Source organism: Desulfobacterales bacterium (genome assembly GCA_034520365.1).
In the GTDB taxonomy this organism is placed as follows: Bacteria; Desulfobacterota; Desulfobacteria; order Desulfobacterales; family Desulfosalsimonadaceae; genus M55B175.
Window position 1 is genome coordinate 779835 of record JAXHNP010000007.1, and the last position, 24125, is coordinate 803959.

At 53.9% G+C, this 24125-nt stretch carries 18 protein-coding genes; 8 read left to right on the forward strand and 10 right to left on the reverse strand.

Features of this window, described 5'->3' with window-relative positions; genetic code table 11:
• Position 1: 1 nt before the first annotated feature.
• Positions 2–3421 (reverse strand): UvrD-helicase domain-containing protein, encoded by a 3420-nt coding sequence (locus U5L07_17650; GenBank protein ID MDZ7833574.1) that lies wholly within the window; start codon positions 3419–3421, stop codon positions 2–4.
• Positions 3422–3688: 267 nt separating this feature from the next.
• Between U5L07_17650 and rdgC the strand changes: the two genes are divergently transcribed.
• Positions 3689–4315 carry a recombination-associated protein RdgC gene (gene rdgC / locus U5L07_17655; protein ID MDZ7833575.1) on the forward strand — a complete coding sequence of 209 codons (627 nt, stop codon included), beginning with the start codon at positions 3689–3691 and terminating at the stop codon, positions 4313–4315.
• Positions 4308–4841, forward strand: coding sequence for a hypothetical protein (locus tag U5L07_17660; GenBank protein ID MDZ7833576.1), 534 nt, complete (start codon positions 4308–4310; stop codon positions 4839–4841). Before rdgC ends, U5L07_17660 begins: the two co-directional genes overlap by 8 nt.
• Here U5L07_17660 and U5L07_17665 read toward each other — a convergent pair.
• The gene (locus U5L07_17665; GenBank protein MDZ7833577.1) at positions 4836–5402 is read right to left on the reverse strand and encodes a manganese efflux pump MntP family protein; all 567 of its coding nucleotides are present in this window, start codon (positions 5400–5402) and stop codon (positions 4836–4838) included. The genes U5L07_17660 and U5L07_17665 overlap by 6 nt on opposite strands.
• Before the next feature lie 79 nt (positions 5403–5481).
• On the opposite strand from U5L07_17665, the gene U5L07_17670 reads away from it, so the two are divergent.
• A complete protein-coding gene (locus U5L07_17670) occupies positions 5482–6732 on the forward strand; it encodes an acetyl-CoA C-acyltransferase (GenBank protein MDZ7833578.1) in 1251 nt (416 codons plus the stop codon).
• 63 nt (positions 6733–6795) lie between these two features.
• Here U5L07_17670 and U5L07_17675 read toward each other — a convergent pair whose 3' ends face one another.
• On the reverse strand, positions 6796–9372 hold the full coding sequence (locus tag U5L07_17675) for a penicillin acylase family protein (protein MDZ7833579.1): 2577 nt from the start codon (positions 9370–9372) through the stop codon (positions 6796–6798).
• Positions 9373–9766: 394 nt separating this feature from the next.
• Here U5L07_17675 and U5L07_17680 point away from each other — a divergent pair, with 394 nt between their 5' ends.
• The 3 genes from U5L07_17680 (at position 9767) to U5L07_17690 (ending at position 13043) form a co-directional block, all read left to right on the forward strand.
• A complete protein-coding gene (locus tag U5L07_17680; GenBank protein MDZ7833580.1) occupies positions 9767–10582 on the forward strand; it encodes an alpha/beta fold hydrolase in 816 nt (271 codons plus the stop codon).
• Between the two features lie 69 nt (positions 10583–10651).
• A complete protein-coding gene (locus tag U5L07_17685; protein MDZ7833581.1) occupies positions 10652–11470 on the forward strand; it encodes a hypothetical protein in 819 nt (272 codons plus the stop codon).
• 217 nt (positions 11471–11687) lie between these two features.
• Entirely contained in the window at positions 11688–13043 is a 1356-nt protein-coding gene (locus U5L07_17690) for a deoxyribodipyrimidine photo-lyase (GenBank protein ID MDZ7833582.1), read from the forward strand.
• A gap of 10 nt (positions 13044–13053) precedes the next feature.
• On the opposite strand, the gene U5L07_17695 is transcribed toward U5L07_17690, so the two are convergent.
• Positions 13054–14769 (reverse strand): ABC-ATPase domain-containing protein, encoded by a 1716-nt coding sequence (locus U5L07_17695; GenBank protein MDZ7833583.1) that lies wholly within the window; start codon positions 14767–14769, stop codon positions 13054–13056.
• Between the two features lie 211 nt (positions 14770–14980).
• Positions 14981–15430, reverse strand: a complete 450-nt coding sequence (locus U5L07_17700) for a hypothetical protein (GenBank protein MDZ7833584.1) — start codon at positions 15428–15430, stop codon at positions 14981–14983.
• Between the two features lie 139 nt (positions 15431–15569).
• On the opposite strand from U5L07_17700, the gene U5L07_17705 reads away from it, so the two are divergent.
• Positions 15570–16745 (forward strand): TraB/GumN family protein, encoded by a 1176-nt coding sequence (locus U5L07_17705; GenBank protein ID MDZ7833585.1) that lies wholly within the window; start codon positions 15570–15572, stop codon positions 16743–16745.
• A gap of 4 nt (positions 16746–16749) precedes the next feature.
• Here U5L07_17705 and purN read toward each other — a convergent pair whose 3' ends face one another.
• From purN to U5L07_17730, 5 genes are read right to left on the reverse strand one after another with little or no spacing between them, the layout of a single operon-like run.
• Entirely contained in the window at positions 16750–17565 is an 816-nt protein-coding gene (gene purN, locus U5L07_17710; GenBank protein ID MDZ7833586.1) for a phosphoribosylglycinamide formyltransferase, read from the reverse strand.
• Positions 17566–17568: 3 nt separating this feature from the next.
• Positions 17569–18531: a DUF4340 domain-containing protein gene (locus tag U5L07_17715; GenBank protein ID MDZ7833587.1), complete on the reverse strand. Its 963-nt coding sequence runs from the start codon at positions 18529–18531 to the stop codon at positions 17569–17571.
• A gap of 22 nt (positions 18532–18553) precedes the next feature.
• On the reverse strand, positions 18554–20761 hold the full coding sequence (locus U5L07_17720) for a Gldg family protein (GenBank protein MDZ7833588.1): 2208 nt from the start codon (positions 20759–20761) through the stop codon (positions 18554–18556).
• 14 nt (positions 20762–20775) lie between these two features.
• Positions 20776–21480 carry an ABC transporter gene (locus tag U5L07_17725; protein ID MDZ7833589.1) on the reverse strand — a complete coding sequence of 235 codons (705 nt, stop codon included), beginning with the start codon at positions 21478–21480 and terminating at the stop codon, positions 20776–20778.
• Between the two features lie 55 nt (positions 21481–21535).
• A complete protein-coding gene (locus U5L07_17730; GenBank protein MDZ7833590.1) occupies positions 21536–22489 on the reverse strand; it encodes an ATP-binding cassette domain-containing protein in 954 nt (317 codons plus the stop codon).
• Between the two features lie 546 nt (positions 22490–23035).
• Between U5L07_17730 and mazG the strand changes: the two genes are divergently transcribed.
• Positions 23036–23815: a nucleoside triphosphate pyrophosphohydrolase gene (gene mazG / locus U5L07_17735; GenBank protein MDZ7833591.1), complete on the forward strand. Its 780-nt coding sequence runs from the start codon at positions 23036–23038 to the stop codon at positions 23813–23815.
• The last annotated feature ends 310 nt before the right edge of the window (positions 23816–24125 follow it).

Genomic DNA, 24125 nt, shown 5'->3' on the forward strand with positions numbered 1-24125 from the left:
TTTAAAATAGGTTCAACTGTTTCTGCGTGGCCGGTTTGGGTTTGGCCGCGCTTTCTTCCACCTGCAGCAGCCGGGCGTCAATATCGGTTAAAAAGGGCGAGGGTCGCCTTTCTTCTTTTTTCCCGTAGATCCGCCGGTTTTTGGCCCGGGATAAAAAAAGCATGGTTTTGGCCCGGGTCATGGCCACATAGAACAGGCGGCGCTCCTCTGCCGGCTCGCTCACATGGCCCCCGGCATGCCGGAGCGGTATGTAGCCGTCTTCACACCCGGCGATAAAAACGACCGGAAATTCAAGCCCTTTGGCCGCATGCAGGGTAAGCAGCGAGACCTTCTGGCTACGGCTGTCATGGCTGTCCGGATCGGTTTGAAGCGCGGCGGATTCAATAAAAGCGGCGGTATCATCCCCGAATTGGGCGGCTGACGCAAGGAGCCGGGAAAACGCCTCTTTTGCATGGGCATCCACTCGGCATAAAGACTGAAAGCCCGGCTTCTCTTCTAAATACTGAAGTTTTTGGGAAACGGTAAGCCCCGAACTCTCCCGGGCGCAGGCCGCAAGGCGCGTAAAAAATGTGTTCAGCCGGTCCTGGCTGGCGGCAGTAAGTTCCGGGACGGGAATTCTTTCCGCTTCTGTCAGCAGACCGTTTAGCGTCAGGTGGTTGGCATATCCCCAGTTTTTGACCGCTTTGATGGCTTCTGCCGTCAAATCCGGTGCCAGCGCGCCGGCCGTCTGCTCAAAATCCGTATAGGTGGCCAGGCCTTCCAGGAGCTTCAGGCAGGCCATGAGTTCCTGGATTCCTTTGCGGCGAAACAGGTTTTCCTTGGTGGCGATTTGGACCGGAATGCCCGCCTGCGTAAGGGTCTCAGCGATGATATCGCCCTGGGCGCGGGTTCTGAAAAGCACGGCAAAATCGGAGAAGGCATTATAATCACCATGCCGGCGGGCTTCATGGCCGCCGAAATCATCAAAATCAAACCCGGTGCCGCCCACCATCTGCTCAATGGTCTTGCCGATAAAAACCGCCTCGGCTTTCTCAGATGCGGCATTAAAAAGCCGGATGGTTTCCGGGCCGGAAATGCCGGAGGTCACCCGGCCGGTCTGATCGTTTAAACTGTGATTTTGGATCACCTGATGCGAAGCCTCAAGGATTGTCTCCGCCGAGCGGTAGTTCCGGGTTAAGCGGATTTGGGCGGCCCCTGGAAAGTCGGTCGTAAAGTGGGTAAAGAATTTAACGTCCGAACCCCGGAATCCGTATATGGACTGGTCCGGATCGCCGATGACGCAGATATTTCCCTCCGCCCGGGTAAGCGCCCCGATGATGCGGTACTGGCCATGGTTTAAATCCTGGTATTCATCCACAAACACATAGGGAAACCGCTGCTGGTAAGCCTCCCGGACAGTCCTGTCGCTTTCCAGAATCCCCACGGTTTTAAAAATCAGGTCCTCATAGTCGCAGACCTGCTGGGTGGCCAGCAGGTCTTGATAGGCCTGGTAGACCCTGGCCAGTTGATCGGCATCAAGAATGCCGGCAGTAGCGGACAGGTCATCCCAGGGGCTTAAGATCTGCTGCTTGGCGCAGACAATCTGGTCACTGACGGCAATGGCCCGGCCCTTTATATCAGCGTCCGTCTGTTTGACCTGCGCCATGGCCTCCCGGACCAGCTGCAGCCGGTCGTAATCATCAATAATGGAGAATTCACCGGAAATCCCGGTTTCTTTTAAAAACCGATGGCAGAAGGCGTGAAAGGTGGCAGCCAGCGGCTGCTTCGCATCTTTTCCGAGAAACGCGGCGAGCCGCTCGCTCATTTCCGCAGCCGCCTTGTGGGTAAACGTCACCGCCAGGATCTGGTGCGGCCGGGCGGTTTCGGTTTGAATCAAGCGGGCGATACGGCAGGTGATTGTGCGGGTTTTTCCCGTGCCGGGGCCGGCCACGATCATCAGCGGCCCCGTGCCATGGTTGACCGCCTTCATCTGTTCTGGATTCAAGCCGGCCAGAAAATCTGTATCCGCAGCGTTTTCGAGGTTTTTCGCCGCCGGCGGGGCATTTAATGACGCACCTGCCGGCTCATTTTTTTCTGTTTTTTTTTTGCCTGGCGTCCGGCCGGCGGTTGTTTTTTTGGAAGGCGCCTTGGGCACCTGAAAAAGCGCCTGCTGACCGATGAGCCGGTCGCGCTCTTCCGGGGTAAAGACTTTGATCTCCCCGTACTGGCCGTCAAATCCGGGGAAGATATGCACGCTGCCGGCCCGCATCCGCCGGATCCCTTCGGTTAAAAGCGGAATCCCGGCTTCGTCAACCGCATCCACCGGCAGGGTATGCAGCACCGCGAGTTCCGGACCCAGGGCTTCAAGCACAGTTTGATAATAGGAGAGGACCTTTTTGGTTTTCGGCCCTGTGCCCACGATTTCAGAGAGGATTTCCGCCAGCGGGATCACGCTGTAATAGGGATGCGTCTTTTCCGGCTTTTCGCCCTCCGGCCGGGTGGCCAGCGCCTCGACGCGGTGGAGCACCCCCAGGGTCAGCGGGTGGCCGCATACCGGGCAGATGCCGTTTAAGGCGATCGCCTCTTTGGGGGGGAGGTTGAGATGACATTTGCGGTGGCCGTCCTGGTGGTATTTGCCCTCCTGGGGGAAAAATTCGATGGTGCCGCCGAAAGCCTCCAAATCCCCGGTTTCAATGGCCGCTTTAATTGCCGGATAGCTGAGCTCCGAGTTGAACAGGTTGGCCTCCCGGCCGAGATTGGCCGGAGAATGGGCGTCTGAATTGGAAACCAGGGTCAGCCCGTCAATATTTCCCACCCGCCAGTTCATGGGCGGATCTGATGAAAGGCCGGTTTCAACCGCATGGATATGCGGGGTTAAATCCTCAAAGCACTCCCCGACCGTGTCAAAGCCTGATTTTGAGCCGAACATGGAAAACCACGGGGTCCAGATATGGGCGGGGATCAGGAAGCCCTCGTCTGATGTTTCAAGGAGAATTTCAAGGAGATCCCGGCTGTCCAGGCCCAAAATGGGCCGGCCGTCTGAGCGGATATTGCCGATTTGTTCGAGCCGGCTGTTAAACCGGGCGGCCCCGGTCAAATCCGGCAGGAAAATCAGGTTGTGGGTTTTACGGGTCACCCCGTTTTTTTTGTAGATGTTGCTGATCTCGCAGGAAAGCATGAACCGTACAGGAAACCGGTCTTTTACCATGACCTGGTTTTCGCATGCCGCTTCCAGATCCTCACGGAGCTTGAAAAGTCCGGGTTCCGCCGGAACAAGGCGTTCCTGGATTTCTTCAAACCATCCGGGGTGCGTAAAATCCCCGGTGCCCACCACGGTGATCCCCTTTTCCCTGGCGGCGATATAGAGGTTTTCAAAATTTAAGTTTTTGGCGGTGGCCCGGGAAAACCGGGAGTGGATATGCAGATCAGCGATGAAATACATGGTGACGCTTCCTGATTTTCATTTAATTTCAAATATCTGAATAGACATCAGGTTCCATTCATATCAATTCCGGCCGATTTTTTACAGGAAAAAATACTTGCCTGGACAGCGGCTCGCGGTTTATGAGAAGGGGATATTTTATTTCGAAAAACTTGCTTCTTTGGGCTATCTCAGAGATAAAAATGGGTGTGCCTTGGCATTTTGTATGTAAAATTTCAAATTCCAGGCACCAAATCTCAAAAAAATTTATTTTAAAGGTTTATCTTTATGGGTTTATTGTCCGCTACCATGTCTCTCGCCCGCTACCGGGTGGAGGGCCGTATTCCGGACCCGTTTCTTGAAACGGTGCGGGATCGGCTGAAAAATCACGCCATCCGCGAAATTGACAATGATCCGGCCGAGAAAAGCGTCGGCTGGACCTGCTTTGAGAATCCGTTTCAGCCGGATTTTGACAATGTCAACCTGGTATTCGGCACCTATCTGGTCTTCTCTTTGCGCATCGATAAAAAACAGATTCCCGCCAAGGTGCTTAAAAAACATTTGGACATGGCGGTGATAAAGCGGCTTAAGCAGTCCGAGCGCAGCAGTTTGACCAAAAACGAAAAGCAGGAACTCCGCGACGAGGTGGCCCGGCGTCTTTATGTCAGAATCCCGGCCACCCCTAACGTCTACGAGGTGATCTGGAACTATGAGGGGCAGGCGCTCTGGTTTTTTTCCACGCAGAAGGCAGCCAACGAGGAGCTGGAATCAATTTTTGCAAAGACCTTTAAGCTCTCCATTATCCGGATGTTTCCCTTCACCGAGGCGGAGATAACCTGCGGATTGACGGATGAACAGAAGGACCTGCTCTATAAGGCGGCACCGACGTTTTTCCAGGGAGGTTCAAATGCTTGATGTGGCCGTGGCATACAATCGGTATAAATACCTGGGCAATGAGTTTCTGACCTGGCTATGGTTCATGATGGAAACAGACCGCTCCGGTCTGGCATTTCCGGAGACGGAAAGCACAGCCCTTGAGATCGGCAACCGGATTGTGCTGGAAAACCACCGGCAGAACCGTGATGAAACCATTACCATCAAAGGGGACGGGGCCGGGCTTGAGGAAGGGGTGCTCGCCCTTAAAAAGGGGGCGCTGGTTACCGAGATCAGTTTGATCATGAAGGCCCCCGAGGCGGAGTGGCGGTTCCAGCTCAAAGGCGAAAGCTTAAATATCACCGGGCTAAAGCCGCCGGAGAAGAATCCGGCCGAGAAAAGCGAGGATATCGAAGAGCGGGTGCTTGAGCAGATCGCGCATGTGGAGCGGGCCGCGGATCTGGTGCATCAATTGTATCAGCAGTTCATTCAAAAGCGGCTCTCAGAGGACTGGGCGGAAACGACTGTGCCGGGTATTACGCGGTGGATTGATCAGTCGGCCTCATAGCTCCTGGATCAGGTGGGAGATAAGAATCCGGCAGCCGATAAGTATCAGAATTACGCCGCCCGCGAGTTCCATGCGGGAGCCAAGCTTTCGGCCGAAAAATTTGCCGGCCTGGATGCCGAGGACAGAGAGTCCGGCGGTGATGACGCCGATAATGACGCACGGATACCAGATGTTGACCTCCAGCATGGCAAGACTTAAGCCCACGGCCAGGGCGTCGATGCTGGTGGCTACAGAGAGGATCACGAGGCTTGCGCCCCGGGAGGGATCGTCTTTAAATGCGTCCGTGTCGGTCTCAAATGCGCCTTTGATCATCCGGATGCCCACGAACAGCAGCAGGCCAAAAGCCACCCAATGGTCGACGGCGGAAATCAGCGCGGCGATGTAAACGCCCGCATACCAGCCGATTACCGGCATCATGGCCTGAAACAGGCCGAAGTGAAAGGACAGGCGGAATATGGCGCGTTTGCCGCCGAGCCTGCCGGATGTGCCGGCGGCAATGGAGACGGCAAAGGCATCCATGGCGAGACCGACGGCGATTAAAATAATTTCAATAAGACCCATAAACGTTTTTTACGCTATCGCGTTTTTCAGTTCAATCGCAAAAAACAAAGGTTAAAAGAAGGTTAAAAGGAGGACGACCATGAAGGAAGTTGTCATTGTATCCGCCTGCCGGACGGCCATCGGGGCTTTCGGCGGCACCCTGAAGGATATGAACGGGGCGCATCTCGGCAGTATCGCCATGAAAGAGGCGGTTGACCGGGCGGGCATTGAATCGGGCATTATTGATGATATCCGCTTCGGCTGCTGTATGGAGCCGGTTGACACCTTAAATGTGACCCGGGTTTCGGCGCTTCTGGCGGGCATCCCGGATACTGTTCCGGCGGTAACCATCAACCGGGTGTGCATCTCCGGCATGGAGTCCGTGCTCTCCGGCATGGCCATGATCCAGGCGGGGATGGCGGATGTGATTCTGGCCGGCGGGATGGAGCACATGTCCGGCGCCCCCTATGTACTGCCCAATGCCCGCTGGGGCTGCCGGCTGCAGGATGACGTGATGGTGGATGCGCTGATCCGCGGGCTGCACTGCGGTTCCCACGTCATCCCGCATCCGGAGGACGGGCCGGTGGATGAGACCCAGCCGCCGCTTTCCTATTTTGTGGGAAAACCCTACATCATGGGCCACACAGCGGAATTCATCGCCCAGAAACACGATATCTCAAGGGAGGAAATGGATGAGGTGGCATTGCGGAGTCACAACAATGCGGAGCGGGCCAACAAGGAAGGCGATTTTGCCGATGAGGTGGTGCCGGTATCCGTGCCGCGGAAGAAAAAGGACCCGCTTGTCTTTGACAAGGACGAGCATTTCCGTCCCGGTCTGACCATGGAGGATCTCAAGAAGCTGCCGCCCGCATTTGTGCCCAAAATCGGCAAGGTGACCGCCGGCAATTCCAGCGGGATTAATGACGGGGCCGCCGCCATGGTGATCATGTCCGCGGAAAAGGCAAAGGAGCTTGGCCTTAAGCCCCTGGCACGCATCAAGGCCACCGGCAAAGGCGCCTGCCATCCTTCGGTGATGGGACTTTCCCCGGTGCCCGCGGTGAAGGACCTGCTGACAAAAAGCGATTACAAGCTGGACGACTTTGAGCTGATCGAACTTAACGAAGCCTTTGCCGCCCAGTATCTGGGCTGTGAAAAGGAGCTGGGGTTAAACCGCGAAGTCGTGAACGTGAACGGCTCCGGCATCGGCCTGGGCCATCCGGTGGGCTGCACCGGCGCCCGGATTATGGTGTCCTTGATGTATGCCATGAAAAAACAGGGAAAATCCCTGGGCATGGCCACGCTTTGCGGCGGGGGTGGTGTGTCCATGGCGTCAGTAATTGAAATGATGTAATAGGTATTTGCTGCCGCCGCAGGCCGTATGGGCTTGCGGCGGCAGATTTTTACAAAGGCGCGTTTACCTTGGCCGGATGACATCGATAAAGCAGGTGTCATCATCGTCATCCCCGGAGTCAAAGGTCGGGAAATCCCGGTGGGCGAATGTGTAAAAGACCTCGATCATGGAAAGGAAATTCCCATCAAGCTGGGGCTCCCCATTCGGACCGGCCAGAATACTGCCGGACTGGCCCAGCGGGAACATGCTTTCAATCCGTCGCGGGCCGGATCCGCCCATTTCAACGCAGTGCGCGTAGGTGGAGCGGGAGGCAAACGGGATGGTGTGAACGACCTCGCCCAGCAGTTCATGCTTGAATTCAATCACCCCGCGCTTATTTACGCCCCATGAACGTCCGCCGAGTTTATCCAGGGCTCTATCCAGAGCGGTGACGATAATCCCTTCCGCGGTTTCAACGTTATCCGGGGTCCCCACATTATCGAACCAGCTGTGGTTGTTTGAAATCGCGCTGTCCGGATTCAGGCCGTGGAGGATGACGTTAAACAGCACCGTGGGGTTTTTCCATTTCTCCGGGTTTTCCGTATCCGCATCATATACGTTGTTGTCGTTTTCCGCCGCCTCCGGATCATAGACCCCGGAGTTTTCGTTACCCAGCTCATCCGTAAATGTGAGATCAATTACCTCCTGGATCCAGATGTTGGCGAGCATCCAGGCGTCTGATCGGTCTTTGCCGTCCATCCATTTGTCTTTTCCGCCTTTCACAAAATGGCCGTCAAATCCGTCCATGATCGCCAAAGCCCGGGTTCTTTCAGATGTTTGGTTTTTGTTGACCGCATCCCGGAAATAGGTTTCAACAAAGGCCCAGGGATTGCCGCCGTCCCGGATGGAGTCCGTGGTGGCGATATTCAATGCCAGATCCCGGATTTCTTCAAATGTCAGATTGTCGTGGCTTTCCAGGTACTCCTCGATCACGTGGGCCCGGTGAAAGGGGCCGAAGAAATAGCTCATGTTGTTTAGCGAATTGGGGTAATCCGGGCTCGACTTGTTGTTCCAGCCGCAGTAGAAGCCCTGTTCTGTATTTCTGTCCGTGGAAAGCGGCTTAAGCTCGTCCGCGTTCCATTCCGCCTGGGGCCCCAGCATGCCCTGCGGAAAGCGGTAGTCGAATCCATCGGGCCGCTCCGGATCCATGCCGGACATCCAGTAGGCGATGTTGCCGTCTTGGTCCGCATAGCAGAAATGCTGGCTGACCGCGACGTTTCTCAAGGCCGCCCCGAATTCGTCCATGCTCTGGGCCCGCGCCAGGTTGAGGAAGGCCTTGATGGTTTCAAACTCCTTGCCCCAGTGCGAATAGCGCCAGGCAATCAGGGGATCATCTTCTGCGGGATTATAGCCTGCCGGATCATAGGGCCGCGGGGAGATAATCGGCCCGTGGTCGGAGCGGAAAACCGGGTATTCAACATTTTCCTGGCCGGCCACTTTTATGGTTTCCGTGCGATGAAAGGTAACTTCCGCCGGCGTCTCAAAATAATAGTCCACGGTATGGGCATGTCCCACCTGCATGGACCAGGCATGATGCGGGGTGCGGCCGATGACGATGCCCGGCAGGCCGGGTATGGCCATGCCGGAAATGTTTAAGCCGGCCGCCTCTATGGAGCCCTCCATGACGATGGAAGGAACGGAGAATCCCATCTGCGGGCCGGAATAAATAATCGGCCGGCCGGAGGCGGTTTTGTCTTTGTCGACCACCCAGGCATAGGAGCCCATCTTAACATAGGCGTTTATTTGTTTGAGCGTCTCCACCCGGTTCGCCCAAAGATTATCCATGGGCTCGCTGATTTTCTGAACATTGGCGATTGCCTTTTCCTTTTCAGCCGGAGTTGAAGGAGCGTTGGCAACCTTGCGGGTTTCGGCGGCTTTTGGGCCGGCTGCCGCGGTTGTATTGGTATTGGCCTTGGATTCCGGGATATAGGTCTGGGCATCCGGATCATTTTTCCAGCGCAGATCATTAAACATCTGCATTCCCAAATTTTCTCCGAATGCGGTCTGCAGATACTGGATTAACCGGGCATTATCAAGCTGCCCCCTCGACTGGGCGCCCGGATCGAACTGACGCAGCAATGCGGCCTCCCAGGCCAGGATATCTTCCGGGGTCCACTGGTCCGGCACCAGGGGGCCGCCCAATCCAAGCTTTTGACCCAGCCCATGAAATTCAATGGGCAGCTGGGTCAGGTCGGCTGAGACCTCGTTAATCCGCTGGTTAACCCCGTCCACATAGCCCTGGATCATCTCCCGGGTTTCCGCATCCAGGGCATCAAAGCCCTCGCTCAGCTCCGTGTCGCTGTAGCCGGTGACCCGAACCAGAATATCCTGGTTGAGAAATTTATTGTTTTCACCAGCCCCGAGAATTTCAGCCAGTGTCCCATTAGCGGACCGCCGGTATTTCTCCATCTGCCAGAGCCGGTCCGTGGCCACGGCATAGCCCATCTCTTTGAATACATCATAGATGCTGTCCGACTCATGGCCCTTGATAAACCAGACCCCTTTGTCATCCCGGGCGGTCGTGACCTCGGCCACAGACGTCGCGGGCAGAGCGATAACCGCTGCCAGTAAAATTACCAGTAACCAATGAATGCGTTTCATTGTACCTCCTATGTGTTTAATTGTGAATTTGAAACGACCAATAAAACCCGGATTTTTCGGTTTTTATTCGGATTTTGTGTCTGATGGGAAAATAATCTGTTAGCATAAGAAGCGATGGCTTGATATTTGCGGGTTAAATAGCCGCATAAATGAGGCAATGGCATGGCGTCGATAAATCCGAAATTGTGTTTATACATATAAACTGAGTTTAATTGTAACACGAAATCTTTATCCGCAACAACCATCAAAATCTATGGGGAAACCCAAAGATGATTATTTTTTTGCCTTTTTGCGATTGCGCGGCATAATTTAAAGGATACGCAGATCTACTGAATTATTTTGGGGCCGGTGCCGGCGGGACGCTGAAAGGCGGTCCGGTTATTTTAACAGGGTTATGAATTTGTTGTGTCATTCCAATCATATGCGGCTTGGGGGCTTTGTTTGCTGTCTTTGTTTTCGCGGCGTACTGGTCCTTGGACTGTTTGCCGTTCTGCTGACGGGCTGCTCGCGGGTTAAACCCACGGCTTCGGAAAACAGGGCGGCATACGTGGTTTTGCTTCATGGCCTGGGGCGGGGACCGTCTTCCATGGATTCGATTGCCGCTTGCTTGGCCGAAGCCGGATATACGGTGGTAAACGCTAAATACCCCTCCACCCGGTATCCGGTTAAACAAATCGCTGAAACGCATATACCCGAGATAATGGGGCGATGCCGGGAGAACGAACATAAAAAAATCCATTTTGTCACCCATTCAATGGGAGGTATTGTCCTCCGCCAATATTTACAGGCCCATCAATTGCCCCCGGGCAGCCGTATCGTAATGATCAGTCCGCCCAACCAGGGAAGCGAACTGGTGGATGTCTTCGGCGGCTGGTTCTTTTTTGAATGGATTTACGGGCCGGCGGGCAAAACCCTCGGCACCGGCCCGCAAAGCCTGCCCAAGCGGCTTGCGCCAGTAGATGCCGAAATCGGGATTATTGCGGGCAGCCGGAGTTTTAATCCGATCGGTTCATGGATTATTCCTGGAAAAGATGACGGCCGGGTGGCTGTCGAAAGCACAATACTGCCGGGGATGAATGATTTTCTGGTGCTGCCGCGCACCCATAACTTTATTGCGGAAAGTGCTGAGGTATGCCGCCAGGTGGCCGCATTTCTTGAAACGGGTCGATTTAAACGCAGCCGGCAGGCATCTGAAAGGGAGGGGCAGTAATTGATGGTACGGGGGGCAGGAGAAGGCAGCCTTTGCCCGACGGGGCGATTGCTGTTCGGGCGATCCATATTGTCTTATTTGGTTTGGCTGGGGCTGTTCCTATTCAGTTTACTGATGCCGGCCCCGGGTGTTGCTGAATCCAATCCGGAATCCGGGCCTTATCAGCTGGACCTGGGGGTTCGGCTCCAGCATTTTAAGTGGTCTGAATACGGTGCCGGCGGCATTCAGCTGGTTGAGGAAACCGGGCTTCTGTATGGGCTGAAGCAGGAACTGGCCTATCGCAAGGGGATGTTCGGCTGGCGGCAGGGGGCTTCGCTTTTTTACGGGGAGGTGGATTATGAGGGCTATACCTGGACGCTTCTGCCGATTCAAACCGATGTGACTTATATCGGGGGCGCTGCGTTTTTTGATCTTGAGCCGGGATATCAGTGGCCGTCCGGCCTTCTGATAAAAGGCATTGCCGGGTTGGGCGGCCGGCTGTGGCTGCGGGATCTGGATGATACCCGGACTGAGCTGGGCACCCGGGTGGGCGGCGTGGAGGAATGGTGGTGGACAATCTGCGGACGCATCGGCGCCGGCGCGGTTTATCCAGTGCAACGATTCGGCCGGTTTTTTCTGACCGCGGGCATCAAATGGCCGATTTATACGCGAAACGAGGCCATCTTTTTTGTGCAGGGAAGCCCGGATATCGATCTGGAACCGGAACCGGACATTTCGCCGTTTGCCCACATCGGATGGCGGTGGCGGCAGCTTAAATTTCGGATTTTTTATGAATCCCTTCGGTTTAAGGCCTCTGACCGGGTGGAAAGCGGCGGGTATGATCTCTATCAGCCCGAATCCGAGGCGGATATGATCGGCGCGGATCTGTCCTGGATATTTAGTTTCTGATGGCTTCGTAAAAACGGCTTATTCCGCCGCTACGGCATTTTTGCAGAAAGTAACTAAAAAAGGCCTTCAAAATTCGTCCATACTGTCATTTCGAGCGACAGCGAGAAATCTTTAAATAAAGATTCCTCGTCACTTTCGTTCCTCGGAATGACAGTGGCAAAACTATTTGGAATAAAAACATATTTTGTTGAGTTCCTTGAAAGAAAGGCAGGGAAACATGATTCATGAGGCCCGAATACGCCACTTGATCGGGGTCCCGCCCCGGGACGGATCCTATGTTTTGTACTGGATGCAGCAGGCCCAGCGCACGGAATACAATCACGCCCTGGCCTTTGCCGCTCAAACCGCGGATGAACTGGACCTTCCGCTTGTTGTCGGATTTGTGCTGACCCCGGATTTTCCGGAGGCCAATCTGCGCCACTACCAGTTTATGCTGGAAGGCATCCGGGATGTCCAGGCAGGCCTTGACAGGGCGGATATCCCCTTTGTCCTTCGGATGGGCGAAATGGTCGCCTCTGTTGTCAAGCTGGCCGAAAAGGCGGCCTGGGTGGTAACGGATGTCGGGTATTTAAGAATTCAACGCGAGTGGCGGGATAAAGTGGCCAAAGCGATCACCTGTCCGTTTACCGCGGTGGAGACGGATGTGATCGTCCCGGTGGCCGTGGCCTCGGAAAAAGAGGAAACCGCCGCCCGCACATTGCGGCCCAAAGTTTTAAAGCGGAAAGATGAATTTTTTGATCCGGTTCCCGCTCCCCGCGGCCGCGGCCTTCCGGCGGCGCTGCCGGATGGCATTTCCGAGGCGGTTGATCCGGCCCGGCTGCTTTCCGAAATATCGGTAGATGCCGGTGTTTCCCCGGTATCTGCATTTAAGGGCGGCCAGCAGGCGGCAAAGGTCCTTTTGAACCGGTTTATCGGGGAAAAACTGACGGATTATGAAACCCTGGCCCGGGATCCGGTGGCCCAATGCCAGTCGGATTTGAGTCCCTATCTTCATTTCGGGCAGATTTCGCCGATAGCCGTATACCAGGAAGTGAGCCGTGCGGATGCGCCGGATACCGCTAAATGGGCATTTCTTGAACAGCTCCTGGTCCGGCGGGAGCTTGGCATCAATTTTGTTTACCACAATCCGGGCTATGACAGCTATGAATCCGCCGTGCCGCAGTGGGCACAGAAAAGCCTGAAAGCCCATCAGTCAGATCCCCGCCCCTATGTCTATACCCGGGATCAGTTTGAGGCGGCTGAAACCCATGACCCTTACTGGAATGCCGCGCAGATGGAGATGATGGTAACCGGGAAGATGCACAATTACATGCGCATGTACTGGGGAAAAAAAATTATCGAATGGACCAAAGATCCGGCCGAGGCCTTTGACATCATGCTCTATTTAAACAACAAATACGAACTGGACGGCCGGGATGCGAACAGCTTCACCGGTGTGGCCTGGTGTTTCGGCAAACACGACCGGCCGTGGCAGGAGCGGGAAATTTTCGGCAAGGTCCGCTACATGAATGCCAGGGGGCTTGAGCGAAAGTTTAAAATCGCACAGTATGTAGACCGGGTGAATTCGCTTTGATTGTTAAAATTTACCCGGACTGCCGCATTTTGAGCGACCGCATCCGGTTGATGGCGGCGGCCAGATCCAGAGCCCGGAATTCGGCGATCTCGCCGGTGATGTAGGGGGTTAAGGCGTCCAGCCCCTGGGCATTGATATCCGCAAGAACCTGTTCGACCAGCTCTTTTAAGGATCGGCGGCCGTCAATATGTCCTGCGGCATAATGGATGGCATGCCCCAGGGCGGTAATCTGGGAGATATCCACCAGCTGTTCCAGATCGGAAATGTCAATATTGTCGCTGCCGAACTGGATTTCATTAATCCCGCGGGCGGCGATTTTTAGTTTGTTATTGCCTTTGTATGGATTAAAGCTTTCCGGAAGCGGCGTGCGGTGCCGGATGTCGCCGAATTGTCCGCCCCCCTCATTCCAGCGGTCCGTGCCGGTTTCCATGGCGATGGCCCGGGCCGCGGCGGTGACATCATAGGGCTGGTACTCGGTCATCTGGATCACATGATCGGCCATAGTGAAATAATCGCCTGAGCCGCCCATGACCAGGACCGTGGATATGTTTTTATCCGAAAAAAGCTGCCGCACTTTGTCGATAAACGGGGTGATGGGCTCCTGCGCTTTTTTGACCAGCTGCTGCATGCGATGGTCCCGGATCATGAAATTGGTGGCAGACGTGTCCTCATCCAAAAGGATGGCCTCGGCGCCCGCCTCAATGGCCTCGGCAATATTTGCCGCCTGGGAGGTGCTGCCGCTGGCGTTTTCGGTGGAAAATGCGGCGGTTTCCTTTTGAAAGGGCAGATTGTTGATAAACGGCGAAATATCGGTTTTTTCGATATTCCGGCCGTCACAGGCCCTGATTTTTTGCGTATTTTCTATGGTTACGGCAAGTTCCCGGCCGTCGCCCGGGATATGGTTGTAAATGCCCAGTTCAATGGCGGCCAAAAGCGTTGATTTGCCGTGATAGCCGCCGCCCACGATCAGGGTGACGCCGGCCGGGATGCCCATGCCGGATACGCTGCCGGCGTTGGGAAGCTCAAGCGTAACCCGGTAAGTCTCAGGCGATTGAAAGGCGATGGCCTCCTTGGCCGGCATGGGGCGGGAATCAATGCCGCTTCGCCGGGGGAGCAGGCTGCCGTCTGCCACAAAGGCGATCAGGCCGTGCCCGGGCAAGAGGGATCTGGCCGTATCCGCATCTTCGGCGGTTTGGATATGCCGGTCGAGCGCCTCCATGTCCAGGTTTCTGCTGAAAAGCGACTGATTAACGATTCGGGGCAGCTCGTCAAAGAACATGGCCTCCGCGTCATTTCCGGCGATTTTTCGGCCATGGGCCGGAAGCCCGATCCGGAACCGGGCCTCCACATAGGTGTCGGTGATCACCATGGCGGTGCGCTCAAGGATTTCCTGGCCCGGTCCGTCAATGGTGATCAAGCCGCCCTTGCCGGTGCCCCGGCGGCCTTTGGAAATTTTTCGGCAGGAGGCAAAAAACCGGCGGGTCAAAAAATCACAGGCCGCCACCTGCCGGCTTTTATTTTGGGTGACAGCCGGCGCAAAGCCCGCGGATTGGCGATCCACGCGCACCCGGGCGCGGCTTGGCGAAGCAAAAGGGTCGCCCTGAATGTGGTCAAGCATTAATTGGTAATTCGGGAATTGATAGCTGCCTTTGATGTCCTTGTAGGCCTTGTAGCCTTTGCCGTTAATTCGCCGGAGCTGGGATTTTAACTCGTTTTCCGGTAACATGCTTCTTCACGGTTTAAGGTATCGGGTATAAGGTGTAAGGTCAATGAAATCAAGAATTTATGGTCGGCACGGTAGCCGGCCCTACGATGGATCGGGTTTTTCCCCATTCGTAGGGCGGGCCACCGTGCCCGCCTGAAAAATAGATAGAACAAATTTATCGTGCCTCAGTGCCTTTAAAGTTATTTCTAAGCAAATTAAATAATTATCAATATTAAGTACTTGCTTGATGTATTGTTTCGGTATTTTCAACCAGGGATTTAACAATATCTAAAAGCGGCGGCTTTAGCTGCCGCCATTTGGGATTTAAGGCTCTGGATTCATACCAGGTGAAATCAACCGCCACATACTGTTCGGGAATGGTGTGCTGGTTGTTGGACCCGTAGGTGACCTCCGGGTAATACTCCACATAGAGCATCCGGTGCGGGTCGATATCAAATTCGCGGGTCACGTTGGTGGCAATGTGGCCGGCGCAGCTCCGGATGGACATTTTGCTCTCCGCCACGTCAGTGACAATAATCACATAGGGGCGGAGAAACGGAACCGAATGCCCCTCGCCGCGCGAGCGGTCGTAAATGCGCAGCCAGCATTTGCCGCTGGCCAGCTTCAATTTGCCGCCCCAGCCCTGCCAGGAGTATATGTCGTTATAAATGAGCGCTGCCATAACAACAATAAACTAATCAGCAATGGGTGCCAACGCAACAGGAATCAGTCTTTTCTTGACATCCGCACTAAAATGTGTGCATCCCAAATTGATTTGCAGGGGGATTTATCGGACTCAATCTAACAAGGAATACAAATAGATGACGGAATCAGGCGGGGACGCCGCGACCTATCGGCTGACTGTTGATGAGAAGGAAATTGTACTTCTGGGCACCGCGCATGTATCCCGGGAAAGCGCGGAGGCCGCGGAGGCTTTGATTGAAGCGGAACAGCCGGATTCCGTGTGTGTGGAGTTATGCCCCTCCCGGTATCAGGCCATTACTCAGCAGAAGCAGTGGCAGGAGATGGATATCGTCAAGGTAATCAAGGAGAAAAAGGCCTTTCTCTTGTTTGCCAACTTTCTGCTGGCCTCGTTTCAGAAACGGATCGGGGATAAATTGGGCATCAAGCCGGGCGAGGAGATGATCCGGGCCATCAATGCCGGGGAAGCGGCCGGATCGGAGATTTGCCTCGCGGACCGCGATATTCGCGTGACGCTTTCCCGCACCTGGCGAAGTACCGGGGCGTGGAGCAAGCTGAAATTGCTCTTCCAGCTTCTGCTTTCCATGGGCGGCGTGGATGAGATTGACGAGGCGGATATCGAGAAGATGAAGCAGAGGGATATGCTGGAGTCCATCCTGTCAGAACTGGAAAAGAGCCATCCTTCGCTTCGGAAAATCTTGATCGATGAGCGGGACCGGTATCTGGCCCATAAGATCCGCCATGCGCCGGGCAAAAAGACCGTGGCCGTGATGGGCGCCGGCCATGTGCCCGGGATTCAGAAATATATCGCAGAAGATATTGATATCGCCCCGCTTGAGACGGTGCCCCCTAAGGGACGGGGCGCGGGTGTTTTCAAATGGCTGATTCCCGCGGCTATTCTGCTGCTGATTGTCACGGGGTTTTTTTTCGGCGGTGCGGAAAAGGGGAAAGACATGATTTCCTGGTGGGTGGCGGTCAACGGCATTTTTGCCGGTCTGGGCGCCATTATTGCCCTGGCCCACCCCCTCACCATATTGGCGACCATTGTGGCCGCGCCGCTTACTTCTTTAAACCCCATGATTGCCGCCGGCTGGGTGGCCGGTCTGGTGGAGGCGTTTGTCAGAAAGCCCAAAGTCAAGGATTTTGAAAATCTGTCCGATGATATCCTGTCTGTGCGGGGATTCTGGAAAAATAACGTCACCCGCATCCTGCTTATCGTTGTCCTCGCCAACCTGGGCAGCGGCATCGGCACCTTTCTGGCGCTGCCTTTGATGCTCAAAGTGCTCGGCACTTGAGAGATTATTTGAAAACATCATTTTCTATAACTTTTACCACCGTCCGTTGCCGGGTCTCGCCGTTTTTTAAGGTGTAAGTCATTTTGACCGGCACCAGGCGGTTTTCGGCAAAAAGCGCGATGCATGCCGGATAGAGTTCCCATTCCAGGGTCAGCCCCTTTTTCTTGATGCTCTCGATGGTGTCGGTCGCATCGATCGGAAATGCCCGCTGTCCGATGATCGGGCCGGTATCCTCGCCGTAATCGATGAAATGCACCGTACAGCCCCCCACCTTGCAGCCATAGCGGAACGTATCCCCGTAGCCGTCAGTGCCGGGAAATGCCGGGAGAAGGGCGGGGTGGATGTTCATGATTTTGGGCCGCATATGATCGGTGTTGACCCGGTCGATGAAATAGGGGCTTAAATTCCGCATGAAGCCCGCCAGCACCAGCAGATCAAACGGGTGGTCGGCCATTTGCGAAAGCAGTTCAGCCTCTGCCAGGGCCCGGGTGGCAAAATAGGTGGCCACTCTCTCGGGCTTCGCCTCCTTTGGAAACAGTGACTGGCGGGAAATGATCTCGCCGCCGTCATAGTCATCCGGCAGCCGCATGGGATCCGGATTCTGCTTGAAATCCCGGATAATTTTTGAATAATCGACCACAAATGCGGGGATGCCCCGCTTTTCGGCCTTTTCCAGCCCTTTGGCCCCGGGGTTGTCTGTGCCCACAAATACCACTTTCCCCTTTATTTGGCCGGTTTCACAGGCCATTAAAATGGCTTCCAGGTTGGAGCCGGTGCCGGAAATCAGCGCGCCGATGCGAATGGGGGAGGTTGGGGTCATGGGCTATTCCTCATCAATGGCTTCCATAATGCTCTCCGCCTTTTGGGCGGAGAGGTTAAACGGGTGTTGGCTGCCGGATGAGACCGCCGGATAGGTATTATCTTCCTCTGCCGCCTTCTCAAAAATGGACAGTGTATGGGTTTCCGGCCCGGTCAAAGTGACTTCATATATCGGATCGGTAAAATCGGATTTTTCCCGGTCATTGATGAAGCTTTTGCATTTGAGCCCCGAGAGGCTGTTTAAGAGATCCTCCACTTGGGATGCTTCCACTTCATTGCCTTTGGTATCCTGCCAGACCGGTTTTTCCGGTGTATCTTCCTTTGTTTTTTCCGTTTTTTCGGATGCGTTAGAAGAAACGTCGACCTCGGCTTCGGTCTGCGTGCGGGCGATTTTCAGCTGCCTGTCCGTATCGTTTATTTCAACGGCCTGAATTTCATCGGCTTTTAATGCCAGCACGGTTTTGTCCCGCAGGTCGGCCAATCGCTGGTCAAAATTGCGGCGGAAATTGTTTCGGGCATGGTAGACGTTCGGGTTATCCGGGAGTTTGACGAACGTATGCCGGTTCGACGGGGCGGCTTTGCCGACGGCAAAGGTCCGGACCGTCTCACCCCCCGCCCAGGCCTTGACCATTATTTTTTTATCAGGAGACAGCTCGTAGCGGGTATAGCTTTTTGATTCCGACACCAGGGCGGTTAACTGGAAATCCTTTAAGGTATCGATCATTTTATCAATTTTCTTGCCCGCCGCCTTGTAGCCCTGCGGCTTGATAACCCATTGGCCGGCCTCTTTTTTGAGCTCAATGGTCTCATCCGGGGTTTTAATTTCCAGCCGGCTGATTTCCTTTTCCGAAAGATCCGGCATCTCCGGCAGCTGATAAAGGGTCCGGTCGGACTGATGGAGCAGCAGGTACATTATCAGGACAATCGCAACCGCAATCAGAATGATATATTCTTTTTTGGACTTCATGGTTTGCCTCTCCTATTTTTCTTCAGCCTTGAAACATCATCTGGATTCGTTTTCTGCGGACCCGGCGGCGCCGCCAGGCAATCAGCCCGAAGAGCACCACCAGCACCGGGAGGCCGGCGATGTTTATGATTTTAACGCCGGTTTTGGTCACTGCCGGGGTTTCATCCAGCGGATTGAACCGCTGGGTTTTGCCGCGCATGGCGGCGATATCGCTGCGGTGGTTTAATACATCGATGACATTTAAGAGAAACGTGGTGTTCGGGCTCTGGGCCTCCTGATCCACAAGGTTGTCCTTTAAAAGGGCGGATGAGCCGATGATGGCCAGCTTGGCCGGCCGGCCGGCGGCCTCGAACTCCTGGGCGCTTTCGATTTTGGAAAGGTCAATTTCCGGATCGCCCGGACCTTCTTTTGCTTCAGAGGGCTTGTCAGCGTTTTCATCGCCTGCGGATGCCTCTTTTTCAGATTCATCCGCATCCCTGGCCGGAATCGGTTTTCCTTCAAAATAGCTCTTGAATTCGCCTTCAACCAGGTAGGCCAGGGGATAGGACTTGAATTCTTCATTTGCCTGGGGCGGCTGCATGAAAATCGGGTTTAAATTGGTCTTGCCGGATTTTAGCCAGGACTGCTTGGATGAGGCGAACAGTTCATGCGCCTGTAAGCCCTGGTTTTTGATCTGCTCGTCCACCAACTCCAGCGGCGAATTCTGCAGGGTGATCATCCCCTTGATGCTTTTCATGAAATCAAGCTCGCTATTGATGTTCTGGTGCTGAATCACCGGCGCGTAGTAGATGGGCCGCTCGCCGCCGCCGGCCTGGGCGGGCAGGGTCTGCTTGTAGCAGTTTTTGTCCATGACAAAGGCATCGCGCAGCCTGACCCCGTAATGGGCCAGAAGCTTTTTTAATCCCGAATCAAAGGGCTCATACCCCGGCTGGTTGAAATTGAACTGCTGCTGTTGCTGCGGCTGTTCGCTCTCTTTGTAGGCATCCGTAAAAATCGCCAGGTTGGTGCCCCGCATCAGGGCCTGATCGAGCTTAAAGAGCTCGTAATCGGAAAATTTTTTCGTGGGCTGGGCGATGACCAGGCAGTTTAAACTTTCCGGAATCGGCTCCTCGGACAGGTTGATCGGCTTGACCGCATAGCTCTCCGATAAATGCATGTTAAAGTTGCGGAGGCTCTCGCCCTGCTGCTGATTCATCCCCATCCCCCCCGCAAGGGAAGGCGCCCCGTGACTGGCCAGGTAGCCGATATTTTCATTGATGCCGATCAGGGTTTCAATGTTTTCATTGATGATTTCATTTAAATTCTCCGTATCAATAAGCTCATAGCGGGTGCCGATGATGGGCATCCGGACCACATCCATGAGCCGGACTTGCTTGACCCTGTCTTTGTGTTCCATAACAAGCCCGATGGCGCCGCGGCCGGCACGGATATTTTCTTCAGGAATATCCGGCCATTTAAGGCTCATCACATTGTACTTATCAAGGGTTTGATCCAGTTCATCGCCCTGGCCCGGATCCACGTAGTCATAGGCCAGCTGGTTGTAGTTTTTGTCATTTAACGCCGCCACGGCTTCCTTGATCTTTTCCGGCAGCTGCGGCAGCTGCTTGAGGCCCATATACGGGGCGACCGTCTCAAGGGAGGAGGACATGATGAGTTTGATGTTCACCTTCTCCTCCAGGCCTGCCAGCTTGCTGATTTTGTTGTTTAACTTGTTGATCGCGGTGGTCAGTTCATACTCGATCTGCTCGGTTGAGGTGAGCGCGGGAATTTTTTCAATCAGATCCCCGTGGATCAGTACAAGGCCCATGTAGGCTTTTTTAAATTTGATTTCATCCTGCTCCACGGTTCGGATTTCAACCGGCCGGATGCCGTAGTTTTCAGCCAGCTCCTGATTCTCCCGGGCCTCCTGGGTGACGCCTTCCTCCCTGGGGCTCACGTTATAGAAGCGGTAATTAAAGTACTCATTGGCATGAATGGCGTATTCCTCCAGAAGATCCCGGAGGTAGCGCTGGGTGTTGTTGTGCGGGGCCGGGAGGTTTTCGGTGAAAAACACCTTGATGGTCATGGGTTCGGAAATCGTTGCCACCGCCTGCTTGCTCGCCCTGGACAGGGAGTAGATGTTGTTTTCCGTGAGATCAATCCGAAAAAACAGGGTGATCCCAACCACATTGATCAGGATGATCACCGCCGCGTAGATGAGAAACTTGATATATTTTTCCGCCCGGTTCATAGATCACTCCTATACTATTCTTTTTGCATCAGCACCAGATAGGTGGCGTAGAGGCCGATAAAGATGACGCTTAGAAAATAAATCAGATCCCGGGAGTCGATGATCCCTTTGGAAATGTTTGAGAAATGAAAATCCGCCCCCAGATACTCCACGACGCTTAAAATCGCTTCCGGAAAGAAAAACAGCATCTTGTCAACCAGCGTGAGGGCAAAGCAGATGGCGGCGCCCACGATAAAGGCGACAATCTGGTTGTGGGTGACCGCCGAGGCAAACAGGCCGATGGCGGAAAACGCCCCGCCTAAGAGAATCGCGCCTATGTAGCCGCCGATTACCGGTCCCCAGTCAAGCTCGCCCAGAAACGAAATCGAGATGGGGTAGGCGATGGTGGGCAGCAGCATGGCAGCGGCCATAACCACCCCGGCCAGGAATTTACCGACAATTATGTCCCCGAATGTAATGGGCATGGTCCTTAGCAGCTCGTATGAGCCTTTGCTCAGCTCCTCGGCAAAGAGCCGCATGGTTACCGCCGGAATCACAAACGAGAAGATCAGGGGCAGCAGGTTGAAAAAATTCCGAAGACTGGCCTGGTTGTAGAGAAAGAAGGTGGAAAAGAAAAACCAGCCCGTCACCACGAGAAAAATGGTGATCACGATGTAGGCGATCGGCGTGACAAAGTAATCCTTTAATTCTTTTTGCAGGATGTATGTAGCTTGCCGCATTTCAGTTCTCCCTAAAAAGAGTATTAAAATTTCCCTTTTTTAAAATTTGGAACGCTCAAGTTAGGTCCTTGTTGATTTGCCGGGTCAGATCGCTGAAGATGGTTTCAAGCGTTCGGGTCTCCTGGTAAAATTCAAGCAGCACCCAGTCCGTGTTCTTGATGGCTTTATAAATGTCTTCGCGCCGGTCGGATTCAGACCGGCAGGCGATTTTAACAGACAGGCGCCCGTCATCGGTCTGCTCGATTTTTTCCACCGAATCCACGCCCTCTATCGGCTTTAAGGTCTGGCTGACCGTATCAAATCCGGCGTTTTCCAGGGTTATCTGGATGGTGGATTCCCGGCCGGCGGACTGCTTGAGGGTTTCCGTCTCTCCGTCTGCCACGATTTTACCCTGATTGATAATCACGATCCGGTCGCAGGTGGCTTCCGCCTCGCTTAAGATATGGGTGGAAAAAATAATGGTTTTTTCTTCGCCGATTTTGCGGATGATTTTTCGGATCTCAACGATCTGGTTGGGGTCTAAGCCCTGGGTGGGCTCATCCAGGATAAGAATCTCGGGATCGCGCATCATGGCATGGGCCAGCCCCACCCGCTGATTGAGCCCCTTGGAGAGCTCGCCGATGGACTTGTGCATCACATGGTTTAAGCCGCAGAGATCAGCCAGGTATTTAATCCGGGTGTGGCGTTCAGTGTTTGGAATGCCGCGGATTTTGGCCACATAGTCCAGATAGTCATAGACCAGGAGATCCTTGTAAAAAGGGGAGGATTCCGGCAGGTAGCCGATCATCTGCTTGATTTCCAGCAGGTGATCGCTGATGTTTAGATCATTTATCGCGATGGTGCCGGAGGTGGGCGGAAAATAGCCGGTGAGCATTTTAAGCGTGGTGGTTTTTCCCGCGCCGTTTGGGCCCAGGAGCCCGAGGATTTCACCCTTTTGGATATCTATGGAGATTCCGTCCACCGCACAGAAGCCATCGTAGAATTTGGTCAGGTTGTCGACATGAATCATGCCCCTCTCCTTTGCTCATACCGTTATGCTTGGAACGTAGTGTTGAGTTTTATATCAATGTCATTAACTTTAGCCTTCAGCCGCTGTCATTTCGAGGAACGACAGTGACGAGAAATCTTATAAAATCATCCAATTATAAGATTTCTCGCTGGCGCTCGAAATGACAACCGAGCCTATTTTTAATCTTAAGTTAATAGCGTTGAGTTTTATATAGCTTTTAAAGTCCGTCATATACCACTATTTAAAAGTCTATGGAAATGGATGCATGTTTGAATTCTCTCCTGTCGTTTACTGGCAGGGGGGAGAATTCAGAGGGAGTTCATGGCAACCGCCTCACCGTGTATGTCCAATCGGTCAAAGGATTACCAATTAACAAGTGAAAATAGATATTGAATATATATTTGTCAATATTCGATTGATTATAGGTTTTGGTGTTAGGTATTAGCTTGGCGGCTTATTAAAAATCTGTTCTGCTCATCCGGCTTGATCTTGTTTTTGGAATGTCCTATATCCCCGGACAATAAATATAGATAAAGGATAATTTGAATGGAAGCATTTGACCGACTCGTAAAAATTATGGAAACCCTGCGGGCCCCGGGTGGCTGCCCCTGGGATGCGGAGCAGACACATCAAAGCCTGGTTAAAAACCTGATTGAAGAAGCCTATGAACTGGCGGAGGCGATCGATAAGGATGACCCGGAAGCCGTTATGGAGGAGCTTGGGGATGTGCTTTTGCAGGTGGTGTTTCACAGCACCCTGGCCAAAGAGGCGGAGCGGTTTGAAGTCACGGATGTGATCAACTATTTGTGCGATAAGCTGGTTTACCGGCATCCGCATGTCTTCGGCGACACGCAGGTCAGCGGTGCAAGGGATGTGATCCGCAACTGGGACCGGCTGAAGCGCAAAGAAAACGGCAAGCAAAAGCGCGAATCCATTCTGTCCGGCGTGCCTGAGCGCCTGCCGGCGCTTTTGTATGCGCTAAAGATTCAATCCACCGCCAGCCGGGTGGGGTTTGACTGGGAGCATCCGGCCCAGGTCCGGGAAAAAATCGATGAAGAGCTGGCTGAGCTCTCTGCGGCCATGGACGGGGAAAGCAGCCGGGATATGGCCGAGGAAATCGGGGATATCCTGTTTTCCGTCGTCAATCTGGCCAGAAAACTGGATATCGACCCGGAGGCGGCGTTGCGGCGTTCCAACCGGAAATTCGCCCACCGGTTTTATGCGATTGAAAAAACCGCGGCGCAGGCCGGCAAACGGCTGTCCGAAATGCCGATGGATGAAAAGGAGGCGATCTGGCAGGCAGCCAAGACGGATGATGCGGATTAGGTTACGATATTTCCTCTAAGTAACTTCACGGGTATTAGGTTTTGGGTATTAGGTATTAGGTTAATGAAATCAAGAATTTATGGTCGGCACGGTGGCCGACCCTACGATGAATCGGGTTTTTCCCCATTCGTAGGGCGGGCCACCGTGCCCGCCTGAAAAATAGATAGAACAAATTTACCGTGCCTCAGTGCCTTTAAAGTTATTTATACGCTCGGTCCCGGGCGCACGGCCCGGGGGGAATACTTCCAAAGAACTTGCGGTTCTCCTTTTCCGGGTTTTCTTGAAGGCTTAAAAGTGTTAAATTTAAAAA

Coding starts and splice junctions, on each gene's coding strand:
- U5L07_17650 (MDZ7833574.1), bottom strand. CDS start 3,421: ATGTATTTCATCGCTGATCTGCATATCCACTCCCGGTTTTCCCGGGCC.
- rdgC (MDZ7833575.1), top strand. CDS start 3,689: ATGGGTTTATTGTCCGCTACCATGTCTCTCGCCCGCTACCGGGTGGAG.
- U5L07_17660 (MDZ7833576.1), top strand. CDS start 4,308: ATGCTTGATGTGGCCGTGGCATACAATCGGTATAAATACCTGGGCAAT.
- U5L07_17665 (MDZ7833577.1), bottom strand. CDS start 5,402: ATGGGTCTTATTGAAATTATTTTAATCGCCGTCGGTCTCGCCATGGAT.
- U5L07_17670 (MDZ7833578.1), top strand. CDS start 5,482: ATGAAGGAAGTTGTCATTGTATCCGCCTGCCGGACGGCCATCGGGGCT.
- U5L07_17675 (MDZ7833579.1), bottom strand. CDS start 9,372: ATGAAACGCATTCATTGGTTACTGGTAATTTTACTGGCAGCGGTTATC.
- U5L07_17680 (MDZ7833580.1), top strand. CDS start 9,767: ATGAATTTGTTGTGTCATTCCAATCATATGCGGCTTGGGGGCTTTGTT.
- U5L07_17690 (MDZ7833582.1), top strand. CDS start 11,688: ATGATTCATGAGGCCCGAATACGCCACTTGATCGGGGTCCCGCCCCGG.
- U5L07_17695 (MDZ7833583.1), bottom strand. CDS start 14,769: ATGTTACCGGAAAACGAGTTAAAATCCCAGCTCCGGCGAATTAACGGC.
- U5L07_17700 (MDZ7833584.1), bottom strand. CDS start 15,430: ATGGCAGCGCTCATTTATAACGACATATACTCCTGGCAGGGCTGGGGC.
- U5L07_17705 (MDZ7833585.1), top strand. CDS start 15,570: ATGACGGAATCAGGCGGGGACGCCGCGACCTATCGGCTGACTGTTGAT.
- purN (MDZ7833586.1), bottom strand. CDS start 17,565: ATGACCCCAACCTCCCCCATTCGCATCGGCGCGCTGATTTCCGGCACC.
- U5L07_17715 (MDZ7833587.1), bottom strand. CDS start 18,531: ATGAAGTCCAAAAAAGAATATATCATTCTGATTGCGGTTGCGATTGTC.
- U5L07_17720 (MDZ7833588.1), bottom strand. CDS start 20,761: ATGAACCGGGCGGAAAAATATATCAAGTTTCTCATCTACGCGGCGGTG.
- U5L07_17725 (MDZ7833589.1), bottom strand. CDS start 21,480: ATGCGGCAAGCTACATACATCCTGCAAAAAGAATTAAAGGATTACTTT.
- U5L07_17730 (MDZ7833590.1), bottom strand. CDS start 22,489: ATGATTCATGTCGACAACCTGACCAAATTCTACGATGGCTTCTGTGCG.
- mazG (MDZ7833591.1), top strand. CDS start 23,036: ATGGAAGCATTTGACCGACTCGTAAAAATTATGGAAACCCTGCGGGCC.